The sequence below is a fragment of the Parenemella sanctibonifatiensis genome (genome assembly GCF_002250565.1).
Taxonomy (GTDB): Bacteria; Actinomycetota; Actinomycetes; order Propionibacteriales; family Propionibacteriaceae; genus Parenemella; species Parenemella sanctibonifatiensis.
This window is the reverse complement of record NZ_NMVJ01000006.1, coordinates 33,001-53,989: the sequence shown is the minus strand read 5'-3', so window position 1 is coordinate 53,989 and position 20,989 is coordinate 33,001. Positions and strand designations below refer to the sequence as shown.

General features: G+C 68.3%; 19 protein-coding genes. 9 read left to right on the top strand and 10 right to left on the bottom strand.

The features are described from left to right. Window positions 1-36 precede the first annotated feature (36 nt). Window positions 37-2,811, bottom strand: coding sequence for a pyruvate dehydrogenase (acetyl-transferring), homodimeric type (aceE, locus tag CGZ91_RS04895; protein WP_094453112.1), 2,775 nt, complete (start codon window positions 2,809-2,811; stop codon window positions 37-39). A 184-nt stretch (window positions 2,812-2,995) separates the two neighbouring features. Here aceE and CGZ91_RS04890 point away from each other — a divergent pair, with 184 nt between their 5' ends. Next, a complete protein-coding gene (locus CGZ91_RS04890) occupies window positions 2,996-3,223 on the top strand; it encodes a hypothetical protein (protein ID WP_094453110.1) in 228 nt (75 codons plus the stop codon). Between the two features lie 2 nt (window positions 3,224-3,225). Here CGZ91_RS04890 and CGZ91_RS04885 read toward each other — a convergent pair whose 3' ends face one another. Then, window positions 3,226-5,337: an outer membrane protein assembly factor BamB family protein gene (locus CGZ91_RS04885; RefSeq protein WP_094453108.1), complete on the bottom strand. Its 2,112-nt coding sequence runs from the start codon at window positions 5,335-5,337 to the stop codon at window positions 3,226-3,228. Between the two features lie 79 nt (window positions 5,338-5,416). Next, window positions 5,417-6,463: a PHP domain-containing protein gene (locus CGZ91_RS04880; protein ID WP_094451460.1), complete on the bottom strand. Its 1,047-nt coding sequence runs from the start codon at window positions 6,461-6,463 to the stop codon at window positions 5,417-5,419. Between the two features lie 111 nt (window positions 6,464-6,574). Here CGZ91_RS04880 and CGZ91_RS04875 point away from each other — a divergent pair, with 111 nt between their 5' ends. The 6 genes from CGZ91_RS04875 (at window position 6,575) to CGZ91_RS04850 (ending at window position 12,264) form a co-directional block, all read left to right on the top strand. Further along, on the top strand, window positions 6,575-7,735 hold the full coding sequence (locus tag CGZ91_RS04875; RefSeq protein ID WP_456095294.1) for a PucR family transcriptional regulator: 1,161 nt from the start codon (window positions 6,575-6,577) through the stop codon (window positions 7,733-7,735). A 92-nt stretch (window positions 7,736-7,827) separates the two neighbouring features. After that, window positions 7,828-8,772, top strand: a complete 945-nt coding sequence (locus tag CGZ91_RS04870) for an ACP S-malonyltransferase (RefSeq protein WP_094453104.1) — start codon at window positions 7,828-7,830, stop codon at window positions 8,770-8,772. Next, a complete protein-coding gene (locus tag CGZ91_RS04865; protein WP_094451457.1) occupies window positions 8,772-9,752 on the top strand; it encodes a beta-ketoacyl-ACP synthase III in 981 nt (326 codons plus the stop codon). The genes CGZ91_RS04870 and CGZ91_RS04865 overlap by 1 nt, the downstream gene beginning before the upstream one ends. A 104-nt stretch (window positions 9,753-9,856) precedes the next feature. Next, the gene (locus tag CGZ91_RS04860; RefSeq protein ID WP_094453102.1) at window positions 9,857-10,099 is read left to right on the top strand and encodes an acyl carrier protein; all 243 of its coding nucleotides are present in this window, start codon (window positions 9,857-9,859) and stop codon (window positions 10,097-10,099) included. 110 nt (window positions 10,100-10,209) lie between these two features. After that, window positions 10,210-11,451, top strand: coding sequence for a beta-ketoacyl-[acyl-carrier-protein] synthase family protein (locus CGZ91_RS04855; RefSeq protein ID WP_094453100.1), 1,242 nt, complete (start codon window positions 10,210-10,212; stop codon window positions 11,449-11,451). Between the two features lie 24 nt (window positions 11,452-11,475). Next, entirely contained in the window at window positions 11,476-12,264 is a 789-nt protein-coding gene (locus CGZ91_RS04850) for a phosphotransferase (protein WP_094453098.1), read from the top strand. Between the two features lie 4 nt (window positions 12,265-12,268). Here the strand turns inward: CGZ91_RS04850 and CGZ91_RS04845 are convergent, their stop codons facing one another. Continuing rightward, window positions 12,269-12,901, bottom strand: coding sequence for a hypothetical protein (locus CGZ91_RS04845; RefSeq protein ID WP_094453096.1), 633 nt, complete (start codon window positions 12,899-12,901; stop codon window positions 12,269-12,271). Between the two features lie 120 nt (window positions 12,902-13,021). Here CGZ91_RS04845 and CGZ91_RS04840 point away from each other — a divergent pair, with 120 nt between their 5' ends. Next, window positions 13,022-14,200: a serine hydrolase domain-containing protein gene (locus CGZ91_RS04840; RefSeq protein WP_094453094.1), complete on the top strand. Its 1,179-nt coding sequence runs from the start codon at window positions 13,022-13,024 to the stop codon at window positions 14,198-14,200. Window positions 14,201-14,217: 17 nt separating this feature from the next. Here CGZ91_RS04840 and CGZ91_RS04835 read toward each other — a convergent pair whose 3' ends face one another. From CGZ91_RS04835 to CGZ91_RS04810, 6 genes are all read right to left on the bottom strand, one after another. Further along, complete coding sequence (locus CGZ91_RS04835; RefSeq protein ID WP_094453092.1) at window positions 14,218-14,703, bottom strand: DUF3145 domain-containing protein; 486 nt, start codon at window positions 14,701-14,703, stop codon at window positions 14,218-14,220. 121 nt (window positions 14,704-14,824) lie between these two features. Further along, window positions 14,825-15,544: a YggS family pyridoxal phosphate-dependent enzyme gene (locus tag CGZ91_RS04830; RefSeq protein ID WP_094453090.1), complete on the bottom strand. Its 720-nt coding sequence runs from the start codon at window positions 15,542-15,544 to the stop codon at window positions 14,825-14,827. Window positions 15,545-15,633: 89 nt separating this feature from the next. Then, entirely contained in the window at window positions 15,634-16,587 is a 954-nt protein-coding gene (locus CGZ91_RS04825; RefSeq protein WP_094451449.1) for a VWA domain-containing protein, read from the bottom strand. Beyond that, complete coding sequence (locus tag CGZ91_RS04820) at window positions 16,584-17,564, bottom strand: VWA domain-containing protein (RefSeq protein ID WP_094453088.1); 981 nt, start codon at window positions 17,562-17,564, stop codon at window positions 16,584-16,586. The genes CGZ91_RS04825 and CGZ91_RS04820 overlap by 4 nt, the downstream gene beginning before the upstream one ends. A gap of 43 nt (window positions 17,565-17,607) precedes the next feature. Beyond that, window positions 17,608-18,705, bottom strand: a complete 1,098-nt coding sequence (locus CGZ91_RS04815; RefSeq protein ID WP_094453086.1) for a DUF58 domain-containing protein — start codon at window positions 18,703-18,705, stop codon at window positions 17,608-17,610. 21 nt (window positions 18,706-18,726) lie between these two features. Next, window positions 18,727-19,947 (bottom strand): AAA family ATPase, encoded by a 1,221-nt coding sequence (locus tag CGZ91_RS04810; protein ID WP_094453084.1) that lies wholly within the window; start codon window positions 19,945-19,947, stop codon window positions 18,727-18,729. Between the two features lie 129 nt (window positions 19,948-20,076). Between CGZ91_RS04810 and CGZ91_RS04805 the strand changes: the two genes are divergently transcribed. Beyond that, window positions 20,077-20,973 carry a hypothetical protein gene (locus CGZ91_RS04805; RefSeq protein ID WP_407670846.1) on the top strand — a complete coding sequence of 299 codons (897 nt, stop codon included), beginning with the start codon at window positions 20,077-20,079 and terminating at the stop codon, window positions 20,971-20,973. Window positions 20,974-20,989 lie beyond the last annotated feature (16 nt).

The window sequence follows — 20,989 nt, the reverse complement described above, 5'->3', positions numbered from 1 at the left end:
AGAATCCGTGCCCGGGGCTTCACTGGGATGCCTCGATCAGGCGTCGCCGCCTGCGTTGCCGGAGGTGCCGGCAGATGGGTCATCGAGCCGGTAACGCTGGGCGGCCTCGCGCGCCCGATCCCGGTCGAACTCGCCCCGGTCGGCCAAGGCGTGCAGTGCCCGAACCGCGATCGACGGGCCGTCGATGTGGTAGTAGCGACGAGCCGCTGCCCGGGTGTCCGAGAAGCCGAAGCCGTCTGCACCAAGGGTGTGGAAGTCACCCGGCACCCATTCGCGGATCTGGTCCTGGACAGCGTGCATGTAGTCCGAGACGGCGATGACGGGGCCCGGACGTCCCTCCAACTGCTGGGTGACGAAGGGTTTGACCGGCTCCTCGTCGGGACGCAGCCAGGCCTCGTTGGCCTTCAGGCCGTCACGCCGCAGTTCATTCCAGGAGGTCACGCTGAAGATGTCGGCCACCACACCGAAGTCATTCTTCAACAGTTCCTGCGCCTCCAGGGCCCACGGCACCGCCACGCCGGAGGCCAGCAACTGGACCCGACGAGCGTCCTCGCCGAGACCGTCCGTGCTGCCCTCCTTGAGCAGGTACATGCCCTTGAGGACGTCGTCGACATTCAGCCCCTCCGGCTCGGCCGGCTGGACGTAGGGCTCGTTGTACATCGTCATGTAGTAGATGACGTTCTCGGGATTCTCGCCAACCATTCGGTCGAGACCCTTGCGCATGATGTGCGCGATCTCGTAGGCGTACGCGGGGTCGTAGGTCACCACGGCGTCATTGGTGGAGGCCAACAACGGGCTGTGCCCGTCCATGTGCTGGGTGCCCTCACCGGTCAACGTGGTACGCCCGGCGGTCGCTCCGAGCAGGAAGCCGCGGGTCAACTGGTCACCCGCAGCCCACAGGAAGTCCCCGGTGCGCTGGAAGCCGAACATCGAATAGAAGATGTACAGCGGCACCATCGGCACCCCGTGGGTCGCGTACGAGGTGCCGGCCGCGGTGAACGCCGCCACCGAGCCGGTCTCGTTGATGCCCAGGTGAAGGATCTGGCCTTCCTTGGACTCGCGGTAGGCCAGCATCAGGTCGTTGTCGACCGGGGTGTAGTTCTGGCCGTGCGGGTTGTAGATCTTGATCGTCGGGAAGAACGAGTCCATGCCGAAGGTTCGGGCCTCGTCGGGGATGATCGGCACCAAGTGCTTGCCGATCTCCTTGTCACGCAACAGGTCCTTGACCAACCGGACCCACGCCATCGTCGTGGCGATCTCCTGCTTGCCCGACCCCTTGCGTACCGAGGCGTAGGTCTTGTCACCGGGCAGCGGCAGCGACGGGCTGACGTTGCCGCGACGTTCGGGCAGGAAGCCGCCAAGCTCCTGACGACGATCGAGGGCGTACTTGACGCGCTCGTCCTCGGCGCCCGGGTTGAAGTACGGCGGCTGGTAGGGATCTGCCTCGAGCTGGGAGTCGCTGATCGGCAGATCCAGCCGGTCACGGAACTGCTTGAGGTCGTCCAGGGTGAACTTCTTCATCTGGTGGGTCGCGTTGCGGCCCTCGAAGTGCTTGCCCAGGAAGTAGCCCTTGATGGTGTGGGCCAGGATCACGGTCGGCTGACCGCTGGTCTGCATCGCGCGCTGATAGGCGGCGTACACCTTGCGGTAGTCGTGGCCGCCACGCTTGAGGCCCCAGATCTGCTCGTCGCTCCAGTCCTCGACCATCTTGGCGGTGCGCGGATCGCGCCCGAAGAAGTGCTCACGGACGTAGGCGCCGTTGTTGGCCTTGAAGGTCTGGTAATCACCGTCGGGGACGGTGTTCATCAGGTTCACCAGGGCACCCTCGGTGTCCTGGGCGAGCAGGTCGTCCCACTCGCGGCCCCAGACCACCTTGATGACATTCCAGCCGGCGCCACGGAAGTAGGACTCCAGCTCGCTCATGATGCTGCCGTTGCCGCGCACCGGGCCGTCCAGGCGCTGCAGGTTGCAGTTGATCACGAAGGTGAGGTTGTCCAGTTCCTCGGTCGCCGCCAACTGCAGGGCGCCGCGGGACTCCGGCTCGTCCATCTCGCCGTCGCCGAGGAAGGCCCACACATGCTGCTGGGAGGTGTCCTTGAGGCCACGGTTGTGCAGGTAACGGTTGAACTGGGCCTGATAGATCGCGTTGATCGGGCCGATGCCCATCGACACGGTCGGGAATTCCCAGAAGTCAGGCATCTGGTGCGGGTGCGGATAGGACGGCAGGGCGCGCACCTTGCCGTCGACAACATGGCTGTGTTCCTGCCGGAAGCCATCCAGATCCGCCTCGGCAAGTCGGCCCTCGAGGTAGGCGCGGGCGTACATGCCTGGCGATGCGTGACCCTGGAAGTAAATCTGGTCGCCGCCACCGGGGTGGTCCTTGCCGCGGAAGAAGTGATTCAGACCGACCTCGTACAGGGTGGCCGCACCGGCGTACGTGGAAATGTGGCCACCAACGCCGATGCCCGGCTTCTGCGCCCGGTGCACCATGATCGCCGCGTTCCAGCGGACCAGCTTGCGAAACTCGCGCTCCAGACGCTCGTCGCCGGGAAACTCCGGCTCCAGCGACGGCGGCACGGTGTTCACATGGTCGGTCGCGGTCAGCGACGGTACGCCAATGGCGCGCTCACGGGAGCGTTCCAACAGCTTGAGCATGACGTACCGAGCCCGGTGCTGCCCGGCAGCATCAATCAACCCGTCGAGCGAATCAAGCCATTCCTGCGTCTCCTCGGAGTCCGCATCGGGCAACTGGGTCGGGAGGCCGTTGTAGATCGGGCCTACTTCGTCACGCGGCACGCGCTGTCCTTTCATCCGTGGCGGGATTCTCCGCCACCCTCGTGTGGCAGACCGACCGTGGGTGAGGTCGGCGCTGGCGTACGACCGCAGTCTAGCCCCGAGCGACAGTGGGTTGAGCAACCGCCAAAATGATGTTCATCACAGACCTCCGCTGCCCCTACACTGATTCCGGAAACGCAGACGATTCAGGGGGTCGACGATGGCGCTCCTTCCGGGATGGCTCATCATCTTGTTCCTGATTGGGGTCGTGATCATCATGGCGATCGCCGTGGTCGTGGTCGTGGCGATCGCAGTCGGAAAGCCAAAGAAGCGGCCGCAAGGCCAGCCCCGACCCGGCGTCCCCGGCCAGCCTGGGACGCCGAACCAGCCTCACCAGCCCCAAGGCCAGTGGTCACCGGCCGACGGCTGGAAGCCGCCGAACGGCTGACGTCACCAGCGCCCGGTGTCGGGCAGGCCGGTCGGCCGGCTGGGTGAAGTAATGCCGCCGGTCGGCGTGGCTGTTGTCGTCGGGCTGGTCGGGCTCGGCGTCGTCGGTGCAAGCGTTTCCGAGGGGCTCGGGCTCGCACTGGCAGCCGGATCGGGCACCACGTCACCGAAGGGGAAGAACGCGAGGTTGAGGGCGTCCATGCCCCACGTGCCGTGTTCGCCGGCCACGAACGAGAAGTTCGGGTTGTTGTACCAGCCACGCGGCACGTCCTCGAAGACCGGCGTGAAGCTGTTGTCCGGGTTGATCACGACGATGTCGAGCGCCCAGTGCACCCACGCCAGCACACGGTCGCCGTAGCGATCCATCCCGCCGTAACCACCCAGGTTGGTGAGCGTTTCGACGAAGGCTCCGGTCGCCGGATCGAGGGTCAGGATGTCACCGTTGGGACGGCGCGTCATGACATAGAGCACGTCACCACGACGTACCACCCGCTCGATGTCCTGGACACCGGAGCGAGGCTCGACCCGCCACAGGACCTCGCCGGTGGTGAGGTCGAGGGCCGCCACCTCGGCCAACTCCCGGATCGGGCCGGTCCCCTCCCCATAGGTGCCGCCAGTGAGGTAGGCGATGTCGCCCTCGATCCACAGGCCGCGATGGGTCTGGTCGACCAGGATGTCGGTGCGGGTCTCTGCCTCACCGGTGGCCAGATCAATGAAGGCCACCGCTCCCTGGTTGCCGCCCATGTGCGGACCGGTGGTGACGATGAGCTGGTTGCGGGGCTCGTCGTACGCCATCAGCGCCGGCCGGTACTGCCCGGCCACCTTGCTGACCTGGACCAGCTCGTCCTCGTCGACGCGCAGGATGTTGGCGCCCGGGTACTGCGCGGCGTACACCGTGCCGTCACCCGCCTCGACCAACGACTTGCACTCGCCGACGTGGGGCAGGACCGCGATGTCCTTGGTCCCCCGGTCGTGGATGGTGACCTGACCGTGGCCGGCGACGTAGATGCGGCGGCCATCCGAATGCGCCAGCACGTACTGCGCCTGCTCGGGATAGCCGACCTCAGCCGGATCCAGGACGTGCACCTTCGGCGTACCGCCGTCCTCGATGATCCAGCTGCGACCGGACTCTCCGACGCCGATCAGGGTGCCGGGGTCGGATTCGGTGACCAGGAGATTGGAGGCATCGTCGGGCAGCGGGGTGGCGACCAGTTCCAGGCCGGCACCGTCGACCCGATAGAGATTGCCGGTGTTGCGGACCGCGCCGTAGATGTCACCACCGCTGGTGACGGTGAGGGCGTCGACGTAGTTGTCCTCCTCAGCCAGCCGACGTACCACCGGTGCGGGGTCGGCTTCGGGGTCGAAGGAGGTGATGGTCTCGCCCGAAGCCACAGTGATGATGCCCTCCAGCTCCACCATGTCGATGGTCGAGGTGAGACCGGGGCCAAGGTACGCCGAGATGTCGCGCTTCTCGCCACCACCGCGGGGCCATTCGGCCATGCCGCCGGGTGCATTCGCACCTCCGTAGACGTGAGTGGCGGTGATCGCGACAGAGTTGCAGTACTTGGATGCGGAGATCGCCCCGTAGCTGGTGATCGCACGGGTGGCCAGATTGATCTCGTGGACGCCGCCGTCGGGAAAGGTGCCGACAAACATCGATCCGTCCTCGATGACCATGCGGTAGAACCACGCGTCCGCCACGCCGATCTCGACGAACTCCTCGGCTGCGCCGGTGGCCGGGTCAAGTCGCATGATCACCGGGCTGCCGGCGGGACCGACGTAGATCCAGTCTCCATCGGTGGCCATGACATTGCCGCCGCCGTTGCTGTTGGCGGGGAAACCGGGGTATTCGAGGTCGACCTGCCACAGCGTCGCGCCGGTGCTGACGTCAACGCTCACCACGCGCAGGGCATTGCCGTCCATCAAGTATCGGGTGGTCATGAAGATCTGATTGCCGATGGCGGTGGCGCCGCGCATGGTGGTGATGAGGCTGGCCGGGCCGAACACCTCAGGGGCCAGCGCGGCCTGGGCCCGGCCAGGCAGTGAGACCCCGACACCGACCGCGAGTGCGGCCAGACCGGTGGCGCCGAGAACTGTTCTGCGGGAGATCTGCATCGATGGCTCCTGTGTCGAGGGGGTGGCACTACGCTAGGGCAAAGCTTTGCTTGCTGCCAGACACCCCCGTGGCAATGTCTCAGCCGCGGTCATCGAGCCAGGCGCGCAGTCGCTCCAGCGACCAGGTCGTGATGACCCGGTCGGCGTCAATCCCGACCGCCTCGGCCCGTTGGCAGCCCAGCGCCAGATTCGTCAGCTGGCCAGTGGCATGGGCGTCGGAGTCAATCGAGAACAGGCACCCCGCCGAGGCAGCCAGCTCCAGCAGCTGCTCCGGGGGATCCTGACGTTCGGGCCTGGCGTTGATCTCGACCGCCACGCCGTAGGCGGCACAGGCAGCGAAAACCACCTCCGCGTCGAAGTCCGAGGGCGGCCGCACCACCTCGCCTCGCGCCAGCTTCCGACCGGTGCAGTGCCCCAGCACAGTAGTGCTCGGGTGGGCGATTGCCCTCACCATCCGACGGGTCATCGTCTGGGCATCGGAGCGTAGATCGGAGTGGACGCTGGCGACGATCGCGTCGAGGCCGTCCAGCGACGCTGGGGAGTGATCCAGCCCGCCGTCGGCAAGAATGTCGACCTCGCTGCCGTGCAGGACGACCGGACCCCGGCCACGAGCACGCAGGTCCGTGTTGAGGGCAGCGATCTCGTCGGCCTGGGCCTGCAGCCGGGTCGCATCGAGGCCGTTGGCAACCTTCAGTCTGGGCGAATGGTCAGTGACCAGGTAGTACTCGTGGCTGAGCAGCCCCGCCACCTCGACCATGTCGGCGATCGGCGCCCCACCGTCGGACCAGGTCGAATGGGTGTGCAGGTCACCCCGCAGGGCGGCGTACATCGCGGTGTCGCTGCCCGGCACCGGCTCAGCTCGTTCGCGGAGCTCCCGCAGTCGCTGCGGGACCTCCCCCGCCATCGCTTCTTTCACCACCGCGGCCGTGCTGGGCCCCAGCCCGGTGAGCTTCTGCGGGTCTGTGACCTCGGGGCCACCGTGGCGGGTCCACACCGCGGCTGCCCGTCGGAAGGCTTCACAGCGACGTGAATCAGCGCCTTCGAACTCCAGCCAGAACGCAACCTCACGTAGTGCCGCCGCCGGGTCCGGCTCGGCGGGCCACAGATCAGGGGTCACCGGTCGCATGGCCCCAGCTTTCCATGGTCTCGCCTTCCACGGTCTCGCTGTCGGCGTCGCGCGAGCACTACTGTTGCGCCAATGATCTCCTCGCAACACTCCACCACCCCGGCGGCGCTGATGCCGTCGGCGCGCGCCCGTACGGCGATGGTGAAGAAACTGTCGGGGATGACGGCCAGCCTCACCACCGCGGCGGTCTCGGAGATGGAGGCCCGCCACGACTGGTTTCGTGAGCTCGACGCCCGCCACCGGTCCTGGATCACCCTGGTCGCCCGCGCCGGAATCGACGGGTTCGTCGACTGGTTCGCCGACCGCGCCGAGGACGGCTCCACCGCTGCCGTCTTCAACTCGGCCCCGCGGGAGCTGCTGCGCGAGATGAGCCTGCACCAGACCGTGGAGCTGGTCCGGACCACGATCGACGTGATCGAGTCCGAACTGCAACAGCGTCTCCCGCGCAGCGAGCGCTCGGTGATGCAGTTGGCGATCGTGCACTACAGCCGCGAGATCGCCTTCGCCGCTGCCGAGGTGTACGCCCAGGCCGCCGAGACCCGCGGCGCCTGGGATGCTCGGATGGAGTCCCAGGTCGTCGACGCCGTGGTGCGCGGGGAGGCTGGCCCGGAGGTGATGTCCCGGGCCTCGACGCTGGGCTGGACCTCCACCGAAGCCGTATGTGTGGTGATCGGTCACGCCCCCGAGGAGGGCATCAACACCGAGGCACTGCGCCGGATCACCAATCAACGGCAAGCCGAACTGCTCGGCTCGGTCCAGGGCGAGCGCGTCGTGCTGTTGCTTGCCGGCCCGCCGGTGCTCGACAGCGAAGGTGCATTGACCCTCAGCACCCATCTGATCCAGGCCTTCGGCCCCGGTCCGGTCGTGGTCGGCCCCACCGTGGCCAACCTGGAGGAGGCAGTCAGCTCGGCACGTTCGGCGCTGTCAGGGCTGCGTGCCGCTCACGCCTGGACCCATTCACCGCGGCCCGTGTTGGCCGACGCCCTGCTGCCCGAGCGTGCCCTGGCCGGTGACGGGCATGCACGCCGTCGCCTCGGCGTGGAGATCTTCGGTGACCTCCACAATTCCGGCGGTGACCTGGAGCTGACGTTGGTCGCCTTCCTCGACGCCGGCGGCTCGGTGGAGGCCACCGCGCGCAGTCTCTTCGTGCATGCCAACACCGTCCGTTACCGGCTCCGCAGGATCCACGAGATCACCGGCTACTCCCCCACCGATGCGAGGGATGCGTACCTGCTGCGGATGGCATTGACGCTCGGAGCGCTGCGCAGCTGAGGCCTGCGGTTGTGGGGAACTCACAAAAGTGCCCACCCTCTTTGGTCATGTCTACGGCCCGGAGCCGGTGGCCGGACCGGCACAGTTGATCCGTGCTTGCGATTGTCGCGCCCGGTCAGGGCGCCCAGAAGTCCGGATTCCTCGCGCCGTGGTTGGCAGACCCCACGTTGGCCGACCGCGCTGCGGAGTTGGCCGAGGCAGCCCAGGTGGACCTCGCCGAACTGGGCACCACCGCTGACGACGACACCATCCGTGACACCGCGGTGGCGCAGCCATTGCTGGTGGCAGCCGCCATGCTCACAGCCCCCGCGATCCTGCCGGCTGATCTTTCCGGCATTGTCATCGCGGGCCACAGCGTCGGCGAACTGGCGGCCGCTGCGATCGCTGGTGTCATCACTGACGCCGAGGCGATGGCTCTGGTCAGCGTCCGGGGCCGCGCCATGGCGGCGGCTGCGGCGACCACCCCCACGTCGATGGCGGCGCTGATCGGTGGCGATCCCGAGGTCGTCCTGGCAGCGATCGAGCGGGCCGGCCTGACCGCCGCGAACCACAACGGCAAGGGCCAGATCGTGGCGGCCGGCACGGTGGAGCAGTTGGACGCATTCACGCCGCCGGCGCGGGTCCGCAAGATCTCACTCAGCGTCGCTGGCGCCTTCCACACCGAACACATGCGGCCCGCCGTTGATGCCCTGGCTGAAGCCCGGGCCGACATCGCCGGGCAGGATCCCACCACCGCGTTGCTGACCAATGCCGACGGGTCCGTCGTCGCGAGCGGGGCGGCGTACCTGGATCGGATCGTGGCCCAGGTCGCCAGCCCGGTGCGTTGGGACCGTTGCATGGACACCTTTGCCACCCTCGGCGTCACCGGACTGCTGGAACTGCCCCCGGCCGGCACGCTCACCGGGATCGCCAAGCGCAACCTGGCCGGGGTGGAAGTCTTTGCACTCAACACTCCCGACGAGTTGGCCGAGGCACGCGACTTCGTTGCCGAGCACACCTCCACTGACGCGCACACCTCTACCGGAGCAGGAAACTGATGAAGGCAAGCATCGGGGCGCCGTACGCACGGATCGTGTCGGTCGGCAGTCGCAAGGCCAGCCGCATCGTCACCAACGCCGAGATGTGCACCATGATCGACTCCTCTGATGAGTGGATCCAGCAGCGCACCGGAATCACCGAGCGTCGCTGGGTCGCCGAGGGCGAAACGCTGGAGGTGCTCGCCACCGACGCCGCCCGGATCGCAGTGGAGCGGTCGGGCATCGAGCCGAATCGGATCGGCGCGGTCATCCTCGCCAGCGTCTCCCACCATCTGCCCACGCCGGGGCTGGCGCCCCGGTTGGCGACCGCTGTGGGTGCCCCGCAGGCAGCCGCATACGACATCTCCGCGGCCTGCGCCGGCTTCTGTTACGGCCTCACCCAGGCCGACGCACTGATTCGGGTCGGTGCGGCTGAGTACGTGCTGGTCATCGGCGCCGAGGTGCTCTCGGAGATCACCGACACCAGCGACCGCAGCACCGCCTTCCTCTTCGGCGACGGTGCCGGTGCAGTCGTGGTCGGCCCCAGCGACGAGCCTGCGATCGGCCCGGCAGTGTGGGGTGGCGAGGGTGAGAACTGGGACACCATCAACATGACGGCTCCCTGGCCGCAGGCTGGTGGCGTCACGCCGGCGATCACGATGGATGGCCGGACGGTGTTCAAGTGGGCGACCACGGCGATCGCAGCCAAGGCACTGGAGGCGCTGGACAAGGCCGGTGTCAGCCCGGAGGAACTGGACGTGTTCATCCCGCACCAGGCCAACAACCGGATCACCGATTCGATGCTGCGTCATCTGCACCTCCCCGAGAAGGTGGTGGTGGCCCGCGACATCATGGACACCGGCAACACCTCGGCGGCCTCGGTGCCGTTGGCGATGGACCGGCTGCTCAGTTCCGGCCAGGCCCAGTCCGGACAGACTGCGCTGGTGATCGGCTTCGGTGCTGGTCTGGTGTACGCCGGCCAGGTCGTGACGCTGCCCTGACAGACTTCAGCGCCGTGTTGGGCAAGCGGCGCCGAGCGGCCCTCGGGCCTCGCCCGCCAGCAGGACCCCACCCGTACGACCCGTTCATCCACCAGGAGAAGAAGATGGCCACCACCGAAGAGATCCGCAGCCAGCTCGCCGAGATCGTCAACGAGATCGCCGGCACCGACCCGACCGCTGTCCAGCTGGACAAGTCCTTCGCCGACGATCTCGACGTCGACTCGATGGCGATGGTCGAGATCATCTACGCCGCCGAGGACAAGTTCGGCGTCGAGATCCCCGACGAGCAGGCCAAGAACCTCAACACCGTTGGCGACGCCGTCGCCTTCATCGAACAGGCCAAGTGAGCCTTCGGTGGCGTGCTCGCGCTGAGCACGCCACCGCCTTCGGGTCACACCGACCGGTGTGACCGGCGCCCAGCACCTGCCCGCGCACCTGTATCAGCAAGAGGGACACCATGAGCACAACAGTCGTCATCACCGGACTTGGCACCACCAACCCGCTCGCGGGCGACACCGCCGGCACGTGGGAGGCCATGATGGCCGGCCGCAGCGGCATTCGCAGCGTCGAGGAGGAGTGGGCCGCAGAGTTGCCGAGCCGCTTCGCCGGCCAGGCTGCGGTCTCCCCCGACACCATCCTGGACCGGGTGCAGGCGCGCAAGCTGGACCGGTCGGCGCAGTTGGCTGTGGTCGCCGGGCGCGAGGCCTGGGCCGATGCGGGCCTGGATGACGTGGACCCGACCCGCCTGCTGGTCAGCGTGGGCACCGGCATCGGTGGCCTGATCTCGCTGGTCAACAGCTGGGAGCAGTTGCGCACCCGCGGCGTACGCCGGGTGTCCCCCCTCACCGTCCCGATGCTGATGGCTAATGCCCCCGCGGCCAACATCGGCCTCGAATTCGGCGCCAAGGCTGGCATCCACACCCCGGTTTCTGCCTGCGCCTCGGGCAACGAAGCCATCTCGTTGGGCCTGGACCAGCTGCTGCTGGGCCGCGCCGACGTTGCCGTCATCGGCGGCACCGAGGGTGTCGTGCACGCGCTGCCCATGGCCGCCTTCGCGCAGATGCAGGCGCTCTCCCGGCGCAATGATGAGCCGGAACGTGCCTCGCGGCCCTGGGACGTCGACCGCGACGGTTTCGTGCTCGCCGAAGGCGCTGCGATCCTGGTCGTCGAAACCTTGGAGCATGCCACCGCCCGCGGCGCCAAGATCTATGGCACTCTCGCCGGCGCCGGCATCACGGCCGATGGCCACGACATCGTGCAGCCCGACCCGACCGGTGGCCAGCAGGGCGCGGCCATGGTGAAGGCGCTGAAGGCCGCAGATGCGAGCCCCTCGGACGTTTCCCACGTCAATGCACACGCCACTTCCACCCCGTTGGGCGACACCGCCGAGACCAAGTCGATCCGGCACGCCCTCGGTTCGGCCGTCGACGGCGTCGTCGTGAGCGGCACCAAGTCGATGACTGGCCACCTGCTGGGTGGCGCCGGCGCGTTGGAGACGCTGGCCTGCGTGCTGGCGGTCCATCACCGCACCGCCCCGCCCACGATCAACCTGGACAACCAGGAGGAGGGCCTGGGGATCGACATCGCCACCTCCCCCCGGGACCTGGGTCAGGGCGACCTGCTGGCGCTCAACAACTCCTTCGGTTTCGGCGGCCACAACGTCGCCATCGCCGTCAGCAACGCCAACGCCAACCGGTGACCCCCGCGCTTCGCGGCAACTGAGGTGAGCATCCCGGCACCAGGCCAGGTGTCCGCGCCGGCGCTGGTGACCCAGCTCGCCGCGGGCGTTGCGGTGGCGCCGGTGTGGCGCAACGAACTCGGTGGGGTGACGTGGCGAATCGCCACCGATCCGCCGAGCTACCTCAAGTACGGCCCTGCCCACCTCGAGTTCGAGCCAAAGGAGGAGGCAGAACGCCTCTCGTGGCTCGCCTTCGCGGCGCCATCGCTGACGGTGCCGCGAGTGCTGGCTCAGGGCACCGTCACCACCTCCGCCGGCGACCATCGTTGGCTGCACACTGCAGCAATCCCTGGCGACACCGCCATCCATCCTCGCTTCCAGTCGACCACCGCGCTCGCGCAGGTGACCGTCACCGAGCTTGGCCGGGCGTTGCGGTGCTGGCATGACCAGCTCGAGGTCGCCAGTTGTCCGTGGACCTGGTCGGTCGCCGACCGGCTGGAACTGCTGGCGGAGCTGGGCGTTCCGCAGCCTCAGCGACAGCTGTTTGCCGACCGGGTGCCACCGCTCGATCTGGTGGTCTGCCACGGCGATGCCTGCAACCCCAACTTCCTGATGGAGCCGACCGGAGAAGCCGACCACGTCACGTGGACCGGCACTGTCGATCTCGGCGCGCTGGGCGTCGCCGACCGATATGCGGACCTGGCACCGGCCATCCTGAGCTTGGGCTGGAACTTCCCGGGCATCGATCCGGCCCACTTCTGGCGTGGCTACGGGTTGCAGCCGGATCTGGCCAAACTCAGGTACTACACCGAGCTGTGGCAGGCCGGCGACTGACATGTCACGCCGCGCGGCTGTCCGGTGCGGTGCCGCTGGTGGCTCCGGCCCGCAGCACTCCGGCGAGCCAACCGAACGCCTCCAGCTTGGCGGCAGTGATGTTCATCCCGACCGCATCGGCGTACGCGTCGCGCGACAGCGGGAAGCTGGCCGACGTGCCGCTCCCGCCGTGCCACAACGTCGCGAACAGCATCGGCTCGTCCCACAGTGTCGTCAGCCGGGCCGCCACTCGCGGCATCCGACGCCGGACCACCGCGGCGACCTCCAGTGCGAGCCGCGGACCGTGCGGTGCCACGCCCAGCCACAGCGCCACTCGAGCGGGTGTGAACCCCTCGATCTCCCCGCTGGGGCGAGGAGGTGCCGCGTCGTGGTCATGGAAGGCCTCCCCCAGATGGAGCAGGGCGGCCAGCGTGAGGATGTCGTCGACGTAGGTGACCGCACCCGGCTGCGGCAGCGCCGAGACCGCGCCGTCATCGGCCAGCGCCTGCCAGGCGTACACCAGCCATTCCCGCCGGATGCCCCGCGGCGGTCGGCCCACCAGGTCGGTGATCGACTCCAGCATCCGCGTCATGTCCGCCGACACGGAGTCGGCGCTGCTTGCTTCCGGCTTCTTCGCTTCCAGAGCCCAGATCTTCATGACTCTGAGTCAAGCGGCACCCTCCGACAAAAAACTCGAGTCAGTCGAGTTCCCCGGTCCACTGACCTCCGTTCAACGGGTGGGGCAAGACTCCTGGGGCAGGTGTGACACCCTCAGGTCATGGCTGCCCCCACCCCACCTCAGCTGCGTACCGACCGCGTGGCATCGACCATGGACCGGGCAGCCGAGAGGATCGGCGCCGGGCTGACGTGGGCCGTCCTCTCCGTGTCGCCCGACTCGCCGGATGCTGAGCCGGCAGCGACGCTCGGCGCGGCCGGAGGCCTCAGCGCTGATGCGATCGTTCGGATCGCCTCGGTCACCAAACCGATCGTCGCGGCCGCCACCCTCTCCCTTGTCGAGTCCGGTGAGCTGCGCCTTGAGGACCCCATCAGCCGGTACGTGCCGACTTGGGCGGACCGGCAGGTGCTGCGGGTACGCCACGGCAGACTCGACGACACCGTGCCCGCCAGCCGCGAGGTGACCGTCCGGGACCTGTTGTCGATGGGCTTCGGTCTCGGCTACGACATGAACGCTCCCGAGGACGATGCCCTGACCCGAGCCGCCGACGAGGCCGGCGTGATGTCGGACTGGCAACCCCCAGCCATGACGCCGCAGCAGTGGGTCGAGGCAACCGCGGCGTTGCCGATGGCCCACCAGCCCGGTCAGGGCTGGCTCTACCAGTCCTCCTACGATGCGCTGGCGGTCGTCATCGAAGCCGCCACCGGACGTGATCTCGATGTCCTCGTCACCGAGCGGATCCTGGCCCCGCTCGGCATGCATGACACCGGCTGGACCGTGAAGGCTGCCGATCTCTGCCGGGTCCCGGCCCACGGCTTCCCCGACGAGCGTGGCACCGTGACCGAGGCTTGCCCTGAGCATGATCCGGCGCTGCTCCATCCGCCGAGCTTCGTGTCGGCCAGCACCGGGCTGGTGTCGACCGTCGCCGACCTGCTGCGCTTCGCGGGGATGCTGATGAACGAGGGAGTCGCCCATGGCGTGCTCCCCGCATCTGGTCCGGTCCGGGTGCTGTCCGCCGAATCCGTACGCCTGCTCACCACAGACACCACGACCGCCGCAACCAGGACGATGGGCAACGGCATGCTGCCGCCCGACCACGGCTGGGGCATGGGCGTGGCCATCGACGCCGCGGGTCGCTACGGCTGGGACGGCGGCACCGGGGCCAGCCTGTGGGTCGATCCACAGGACCGGGTCGCCGCGGCGCTGCTGGCCACCGCCGGCATGGGCGGGCCGGACGAGCCGGCCTACCTGACCGAGTTCTGGCGCGCCGTACGCGGCTGAGTCCCGCCCCGGAGTGGTCAGACGACCTGGTGCAGCCAGCGCACCGGAGCCCCGTCGCCGGCGTACCGGAAGACCTCCAGCTCCGCATCCCAGGCGGTGCCGAGCAGGTCATCGAGGGCCTGCTGCAGGCCGCGCGGATCCGTCATCGCGGTGCGCAGTCGGTCCTCGGGCACCATGATGTCGCCGTGTGGTCCGGTGCTGGCCCGGAAGACTCCCAGATTCGGGGTGTACGAGATCCGCTGTCCCTCATGGTTGCGGCCCGCGTCCTCGGTCACCTCGAAGCGGAGCCGCTGCCAGCCCGTCAACGCCGACGCGATCGTCTCGGCGGTCCCGGCCGAACCGCGCCAGGTCACCTCGGTGCGATAGGTCGCGCGTTCGGCGCCCTGTGCGCTCCAGTCGAAGCGTACGGGCGCGCCAAGAGCGCCGCCGACCGCCCACTCAACGTGGCGGCACAGGGCCGACGGCGCGCTGTGAATGAACAAGACCCCTTGGGTCGCGTCCATGATTCCTCCCGGGCTCGAGGGCTGCCTTCCCCGACGTCCTCAAGACCGGTTGTGGGCACCATTCTGCCCCACGCGTCCCATCCACACCAGTGGCCCCTCGAGTCACGGGGGCCGGGCGCACTCAGTGCCAGTAGTCGTTCGGGTTCAGCCGGTCGCCGAAGATGGCCTGGCCCACCCTCACCGTCGTGGCGCCGTGGGCGATCGCGAGCTGGTAGTCACCGGACATGCCCATCGACAGGTCCTCCCAACCGCCGCCGTCGCGGTCCTGCAACTCCGCCTGCACCTGCCGCATCCGGACGAAGCACTCGGAGACCCGCTCGTGGTCGTCACTGAAGACCGCCAGCGTCATCAGGCCGCGCACCCGCAGCGCATCAAAGGCACCCAGTTCGGCGGTGAAGGCCGCCATCTCCTCGGGTGGCACCCCAAACTTGGTGTCCTCCCCGGAGCTGTTGACCTGCACCAACACGTCGAGCTGGCGCCCGGCCGCCTGCAGCCGCTTGTCGAGCTCTGCGGCCAACCGCAACGAGTCAAGGGCCTGGAACTCGGCTGCGAACTGTGCCACCACCTTGGCCTTGTTGGTCTGCAGGTGACCGATCACCACCCATTCCAGGTCGGTCAGATCCGCCAACGCCTCATGCTTGGCGGCCGCTTCCTGGACCTTGTTCTCACCGAGCTGGCGTACGCCGGCGGCGTACACCTCCCGACAGACCTCCGGCGGCTTGGTCTTGGATACGGGCAGCAGCCGCACCTCGCTCGGATCCCGGTCGGCCTGTTCACAGGCGTCGTTGACGGTGCCGCGTACCCGCTCCAGCGCGGCAGCGACGTCCCACGTGTTCTCCATGTCCACCTAGACCTCGGATGCATTGCCAACTGAATCCCCGAGCCTACGACAGTCCGAGACGGTACGCCGAGTGTGCCCGGGGGCGCGGATCAGGGCCAGCGCGCCGCGAGCGCGACCGCTCCCGCGGCGGCCAGCGCCGCGGCGCCGAGCGCCCACCCGGCCCAATTCACCGTGGTCTCCTGGTCGACCGTTTCGTAGCCGACCGATCTGGCGATGTCCTCATAGGCCTCATCGAGCTGGGTGGCATTCTCGGCCGAGTAGAACTTCCCGTCAGTGTTGCGAGCCAACTGGGACAGTTCGTAGCGGTCCACCGGCACCGGCTGACGCTGACCGTTGCTGATCACATAGCCACCCGGGGTGCCGTAGGCGATGGTGTAGACCTGCACCTCCAGCTCCTTGGCGCGTTCGGCAGCCGAATCGGTGGACCGGCCCACATTGGTGGACCCGTCCGACAGCAGCACAATTCGGGCCGGCGCCGAGGCATTGGGGTCATCGGGATCTGGTGGCACCAGTTTCAGCGCATCCAAGGAGGCGTACACGCCCTCACCGATCGCCGTCGACGGCTCCAGTTGCAGCCCGTCGATCGCGGAGTTCACGACTGCATGGTCGGTGGTGGGCGGGACGATCAACTTCGCCTGAGCAGCGAAGGTCACCAGCGCCACGTTGAAGCGGGGTGGCATCGAGGAGACGAAGTCCTTGGCAGCCTTCTGGGCGGCGATCAGCCGGTTCGGGTCGACGTCCTCGGCCAACATCGAGCGGGACACGTCGATCGCCACCACGATGGTGGCACGGTCCCGCGGCACTTCGACCCCCTCCTTGGGACGGGCCCAGGCCGTGACCAGCAGGGTCAACGAGGTCAGCGCGAGCAGGACAGCCACATGCTTCTTCCAGGTCTGTTCCTGGGGCAGCATCGAGATCAGCGGGTCCCGCTGACCGCCACCGGAGCGAGCCTTGTCCCGGCGCCAGAGCAGGTAATAGAGCAGCGCCAACACCGGCACCAGCAGCAGCGCCCAGAGCCGTTCGGGATTGAGGAACTCGATCATGGCCACCTCGTCGCCAGGGAGATCGTGGCCAGTGCCGCGAGCACCCCGAAGGCCACCCCGACCCCGGCGTACTGGGCGGAGATGTCGGTCTCGCCGCGGACATAACCGACCGAGGAGCCGATGTCCTCGAAGGCCTCAGCCAGTTCCGTGCCGTCCTTGGCGATGTGGAACTCCCCACCCGCGGTCTGCGCGATGGATTCCAGCAGCGCGCGGTCGGCCGGAACCGGTTCGCGTACGCCATCGAGATCGACATATCCGTAGTCAGTGCCGTAGGCGATCGTGTGCACCGGCACCTTCAGGTCCCGGGCCCGCCCGGCCGCCTGCAGCGGCGACTGTCCGGCGGTGTTCTGGCCATCGGACATCAGCACGATCATGCCCGGCGGCAGTTCCCCGGTGTCGTCCGCGTCGCGGGGCGCCTGCTGCAACGCGCTGAGCGCGGTCTCGATGCCGCTGCCCATCGCCGTGCCGTCACGCAACTCCAAGTTACTGGCGACCCGCTTCACCAACGCATGGTCCTGGGTGGGCGGCACGACGATCTGGGGCTGGCCCGACAGCAACACCAAGGAGATGTTGAACCGATCCGGCACCTGGTCCACGAACGCCGCGGCGGCCTCCTCGGCCGCCTGGAGCCTTGTCGGCTGCACGTCGGTGGCCTGCATGGACTGCGAGACGTCCAGCACCAGCACGACGGTGGCCCGTTCTCGCGGGATCAGGCTCACGCCCATCGGCTGTGCGGCGGCCACCGACAGCGCCACCAACGCGACCAGTGCAAACGCCACGGCGAGGTGCCGGCGCCACTGCGACTGGCCGTGCATCACCTTCCCGAGGACGCCGGTGTTGGTGTACCTCATGCCGGTGCGCTTCTTGCGCTTCAGCAGGAAGAGGTAGGCCGCGACCAGCACCGGAATGAGGACGATGGCCAACAGCACCCAAGGACGCCCCAAGGTCTGCGGGACCCATTGCTCCCAGAAACTCATCGCCTCACTCCTTTCGCGTTCATCAGCTGACGCCGTTCCACATCTATCTGCTGACGCCCTTGGGCGGCGCGTGCAACATGCTGGCCACTCGCCGGTAGCCAAGCACGAAACGCGCAATGTCTTGCACCCAGTCTCTATCGGTACGCAACTGGATGTGTCCCACGCCGGCACGGCGCAACGACAGCTTGATCCGTTCCCGCTGCGCCTGACTCGCCGCGTTCATCTGTCTTCGGGCGTGCGCATCGGAGGTGTTGACGTATCGCTCGAAGCTCGTTTCGGGGTCACGGATCAGCAAATCGCCAACGTCGGGAAACTCGAGTTCGCGCCGGTCAACCACCTCGATGGCGAGCACCTGGTTGCGCACCGCCAACCGGCGCATGGGCCGCTCCCAGCTCGGCGGTACGTTCGGGTCGAGTTCCGCCGAGCCGGGCTCCAGGAAGTCAGAGACGACCACGCGCATGCCGCGGCGACGCTGGGTGCGGGACACCGTCTCGATGCCGGCCGCCAGTTCCACCCCTCCCGGGGCGTGGTCGGGCACGATCGGCTCGGTCAGCATGGTCCGCAGCAAGCCATACAGCGCCGTACGCCCGGAGTTGCCAGGCAGCCGGCGGACGCCGTCCGAGCGCATGATGAAGCCACCGAACCGGTCCCCCATCCGCTGGCTGAGGAAACCGATCGTGGCGATCGCCGCGATACCAAGGTCACGTTTGGTGACACCTTCGGTGCCCCAGTTCATCGACGGGGTGACATCGAGCAGGGCCCAGGTCTCCAGTTCCCGATCCGCCATCGTGTCGCGGACGTGAGGCACCGTGGTCCGGGCCGTCACTGCCCAGTCCATCCGGCGTACGTCGTCCTGGCCGGGCTGATACTCGCGGGCGTCGTTGGTGTCGGCGCCGGGGCCGGGCAGCAGGCCAAGGTGATCGCCGTGCAGGAAGCCTTCCAGCCGGCGCACCACCGTCAACTCGAGTCGGCGCAGCGCCGCTTCGGGGGCCAGCTCGTTCAGCGGGATGGTCGGCTCGGTCGGCTCGCCGACGATCGATGCCGCCGCGGCCGCCGGGGCAGGCGCGACTGGCGCGCCGGCAGGGGGGCCCTGCGGCGGCGGGAAGGCGGGAGCTCCGCTCGGCGGCGGGAAGGAGGTCATAAGCGGCGACCTTTCAGCGCCTCAGGACCGCGGATTGTGCGGCGGTCCCTGCGGCGGGGCCCACGAGCCTGGCCCTTTGCTACCCGGCCCATTGCTGCCCGGCCCACCGGGACCCTGCGGCCGCGGCGGGTACTGCCCCGGCTGCATGCCCTGCGGCGGCGCCGGATTCGGCGAGCCCTGCGAGTCGGGTCGGCTCGCGGGGCGATCACTGGAGCCACTACCGGAGTCGGAATTCCACCGGGGCGTCGGGGCCTCGACCATGGTCAGGATTCGCTCGACGACGTCGGTGGGTTCGATGTTGTCGGCGACCGCGTCGAAGCCGAGCACCAGTCGGTGCGCCATGACGTCCTTGGCGACAGCCTGAATGTCGGTGGGCAGCACATAGGTACGCCCGTGGATCAGCGCCAGTGCCCGACCGGCGGCCAGCAGGCCCAGTGTGGCGCGCGGGGAGCAGCCGATCTGAATCACCGAGTCAAGGTCAGGCATGTTGTACTGCCCCGGCGTACGCGTCGCCATCACGAGGTTGACCACATACTCAGCGACCATGTTGTGCACGTGCACCTGACTGGCCATGTCCTGCATCTGCAGCACCAGCTGCGGGTTGAGCACCGGCTCCGGAGTCGGCGGGGTGACGCTCATCCGGCGCAGGATCTCGAACTCCTCATCGCCGCGCGGATAGGGCACGTCGACCTTCAGCAGGAAGCGGTCCCGCTGCGCCTCCGGCAGCGGATACACGCCCTCGGACTCGACCGGGTTCTGGGTGGCGATGACGATGAAGGGCTTGGGCGCCGGGTAGGTCTGGCCGCCGATGGAGACCTGCTTCTCCGCCATCACCTCCAGCATCGCCGACTGCACCTTGGCGGGCGCACGGTTGATCTCGTCCGCGAGCACGAAGTTGACGAAGATGGGCCCGAGCTCGATGTCGAACTTCTCCTCGTGCGCCGAATAGATGCGCGTGCCGACGATGTCGGAGGGCACCAGGTCCGGGGTGAACTGCACTCGAGCGAAGTCACCGCCGACGACCGTGGCGAAGCTCCGGACGGCCAGCGTCTTGGCGACACCGGGGACACCCTCCAACAGGATGTGCCCCTTGGCGAGCAGGCCAACCATCAGCTGCTCGACCATGTGTTCCTGGCCGACGATGACGCGCTGGACCTGGCCGATGGCCTCCCCCAGGATCCGCGACGCGTCCTTCGGCTCCAGCGGTTCCTGTGCGGGACCGGACTGCTGTGAACTGCTCACTCAATGACTCCTGGGCTTCGGGCTCTGCCGCCACGATAGCGGCTCGTCCCATCCAACAGGCTCGTGATACGCGATGTTCACCACCGATGTGGTGAGATGGAGGCGATGTCCGACGACCTCCCTCCCGACATGCCGGGGCCGCTGCCGCCGCCCGACGGTGCTCCGTTGGCGCAGCCCTACCCGCTCGATCAGGACGATCCGGTCCGGGTCGGGGACTTCTGGGTCGACGCCCGGTTGACCGCCACCCCGGCCGGTGTGGCGTACCTGGCACACGAGGACGAGTCCGAACATCCTGCGATGGTGATCCTGCTGAGCATGGGCGCCGCCGCCAGTGCCAGTGCCCGGGACCGGTTCGCCGGGGCCGTCAACGAGCTCCACATCGACACTGTCATCGCCCGGGGCGGCGACGGCCAGGACGAAGGGCGGCTCGCTCACAAGTTCCGTGGCGAGGAGGACAACCCGGTCGAACCGGGCGACGATCCCGAAGCGCCGTGGGTGGCGCTGGAATGGAACGGCAGCCAGACCGCAGTCGATGAGGCCGATCGGTTGCTGCACCGCGTCGATCTGGGGACCTTGGGACCAGTCGGTACACCGGCCGGTCCCGACTTCCAACTGCCCTGGGTCGCCTCCGCCGGCCCGGGGCGAGCGCGGGTGTGGCCGCTGCCGTGGCCCGGCCGCCATGACCGGGCGGGCGGCATCAGCGTGCTGGCGTCCTGGCTGGTGGTGATCTTCATCGCCGCGCTGGCCCTGATGATTGTGCTGATGGTGTTGCAGCAGCCCACCATCCCACCGCCATCGCCGACGGACCCGCCACCGTCGGACTCGACCTCTTCGCCGACCTCGCCGCCGCCTTCGGGTGAGTCGGGCAGCCCCTCCTCACCGCAGTCAGGCAGTCCCTCGTCGCCGCAGTCGGGAAGCCCGTCGCCCGAGTCCGGCAGCCCCTCGCCCGAGTCTGGCAGCCCCTCGCCCGAGACCGGCAGCCCCAGTGGCGGCGGTCCGCCCACAGGCCCCAACCCCCGGTTGTGACCCGAGCCCGTTGTTG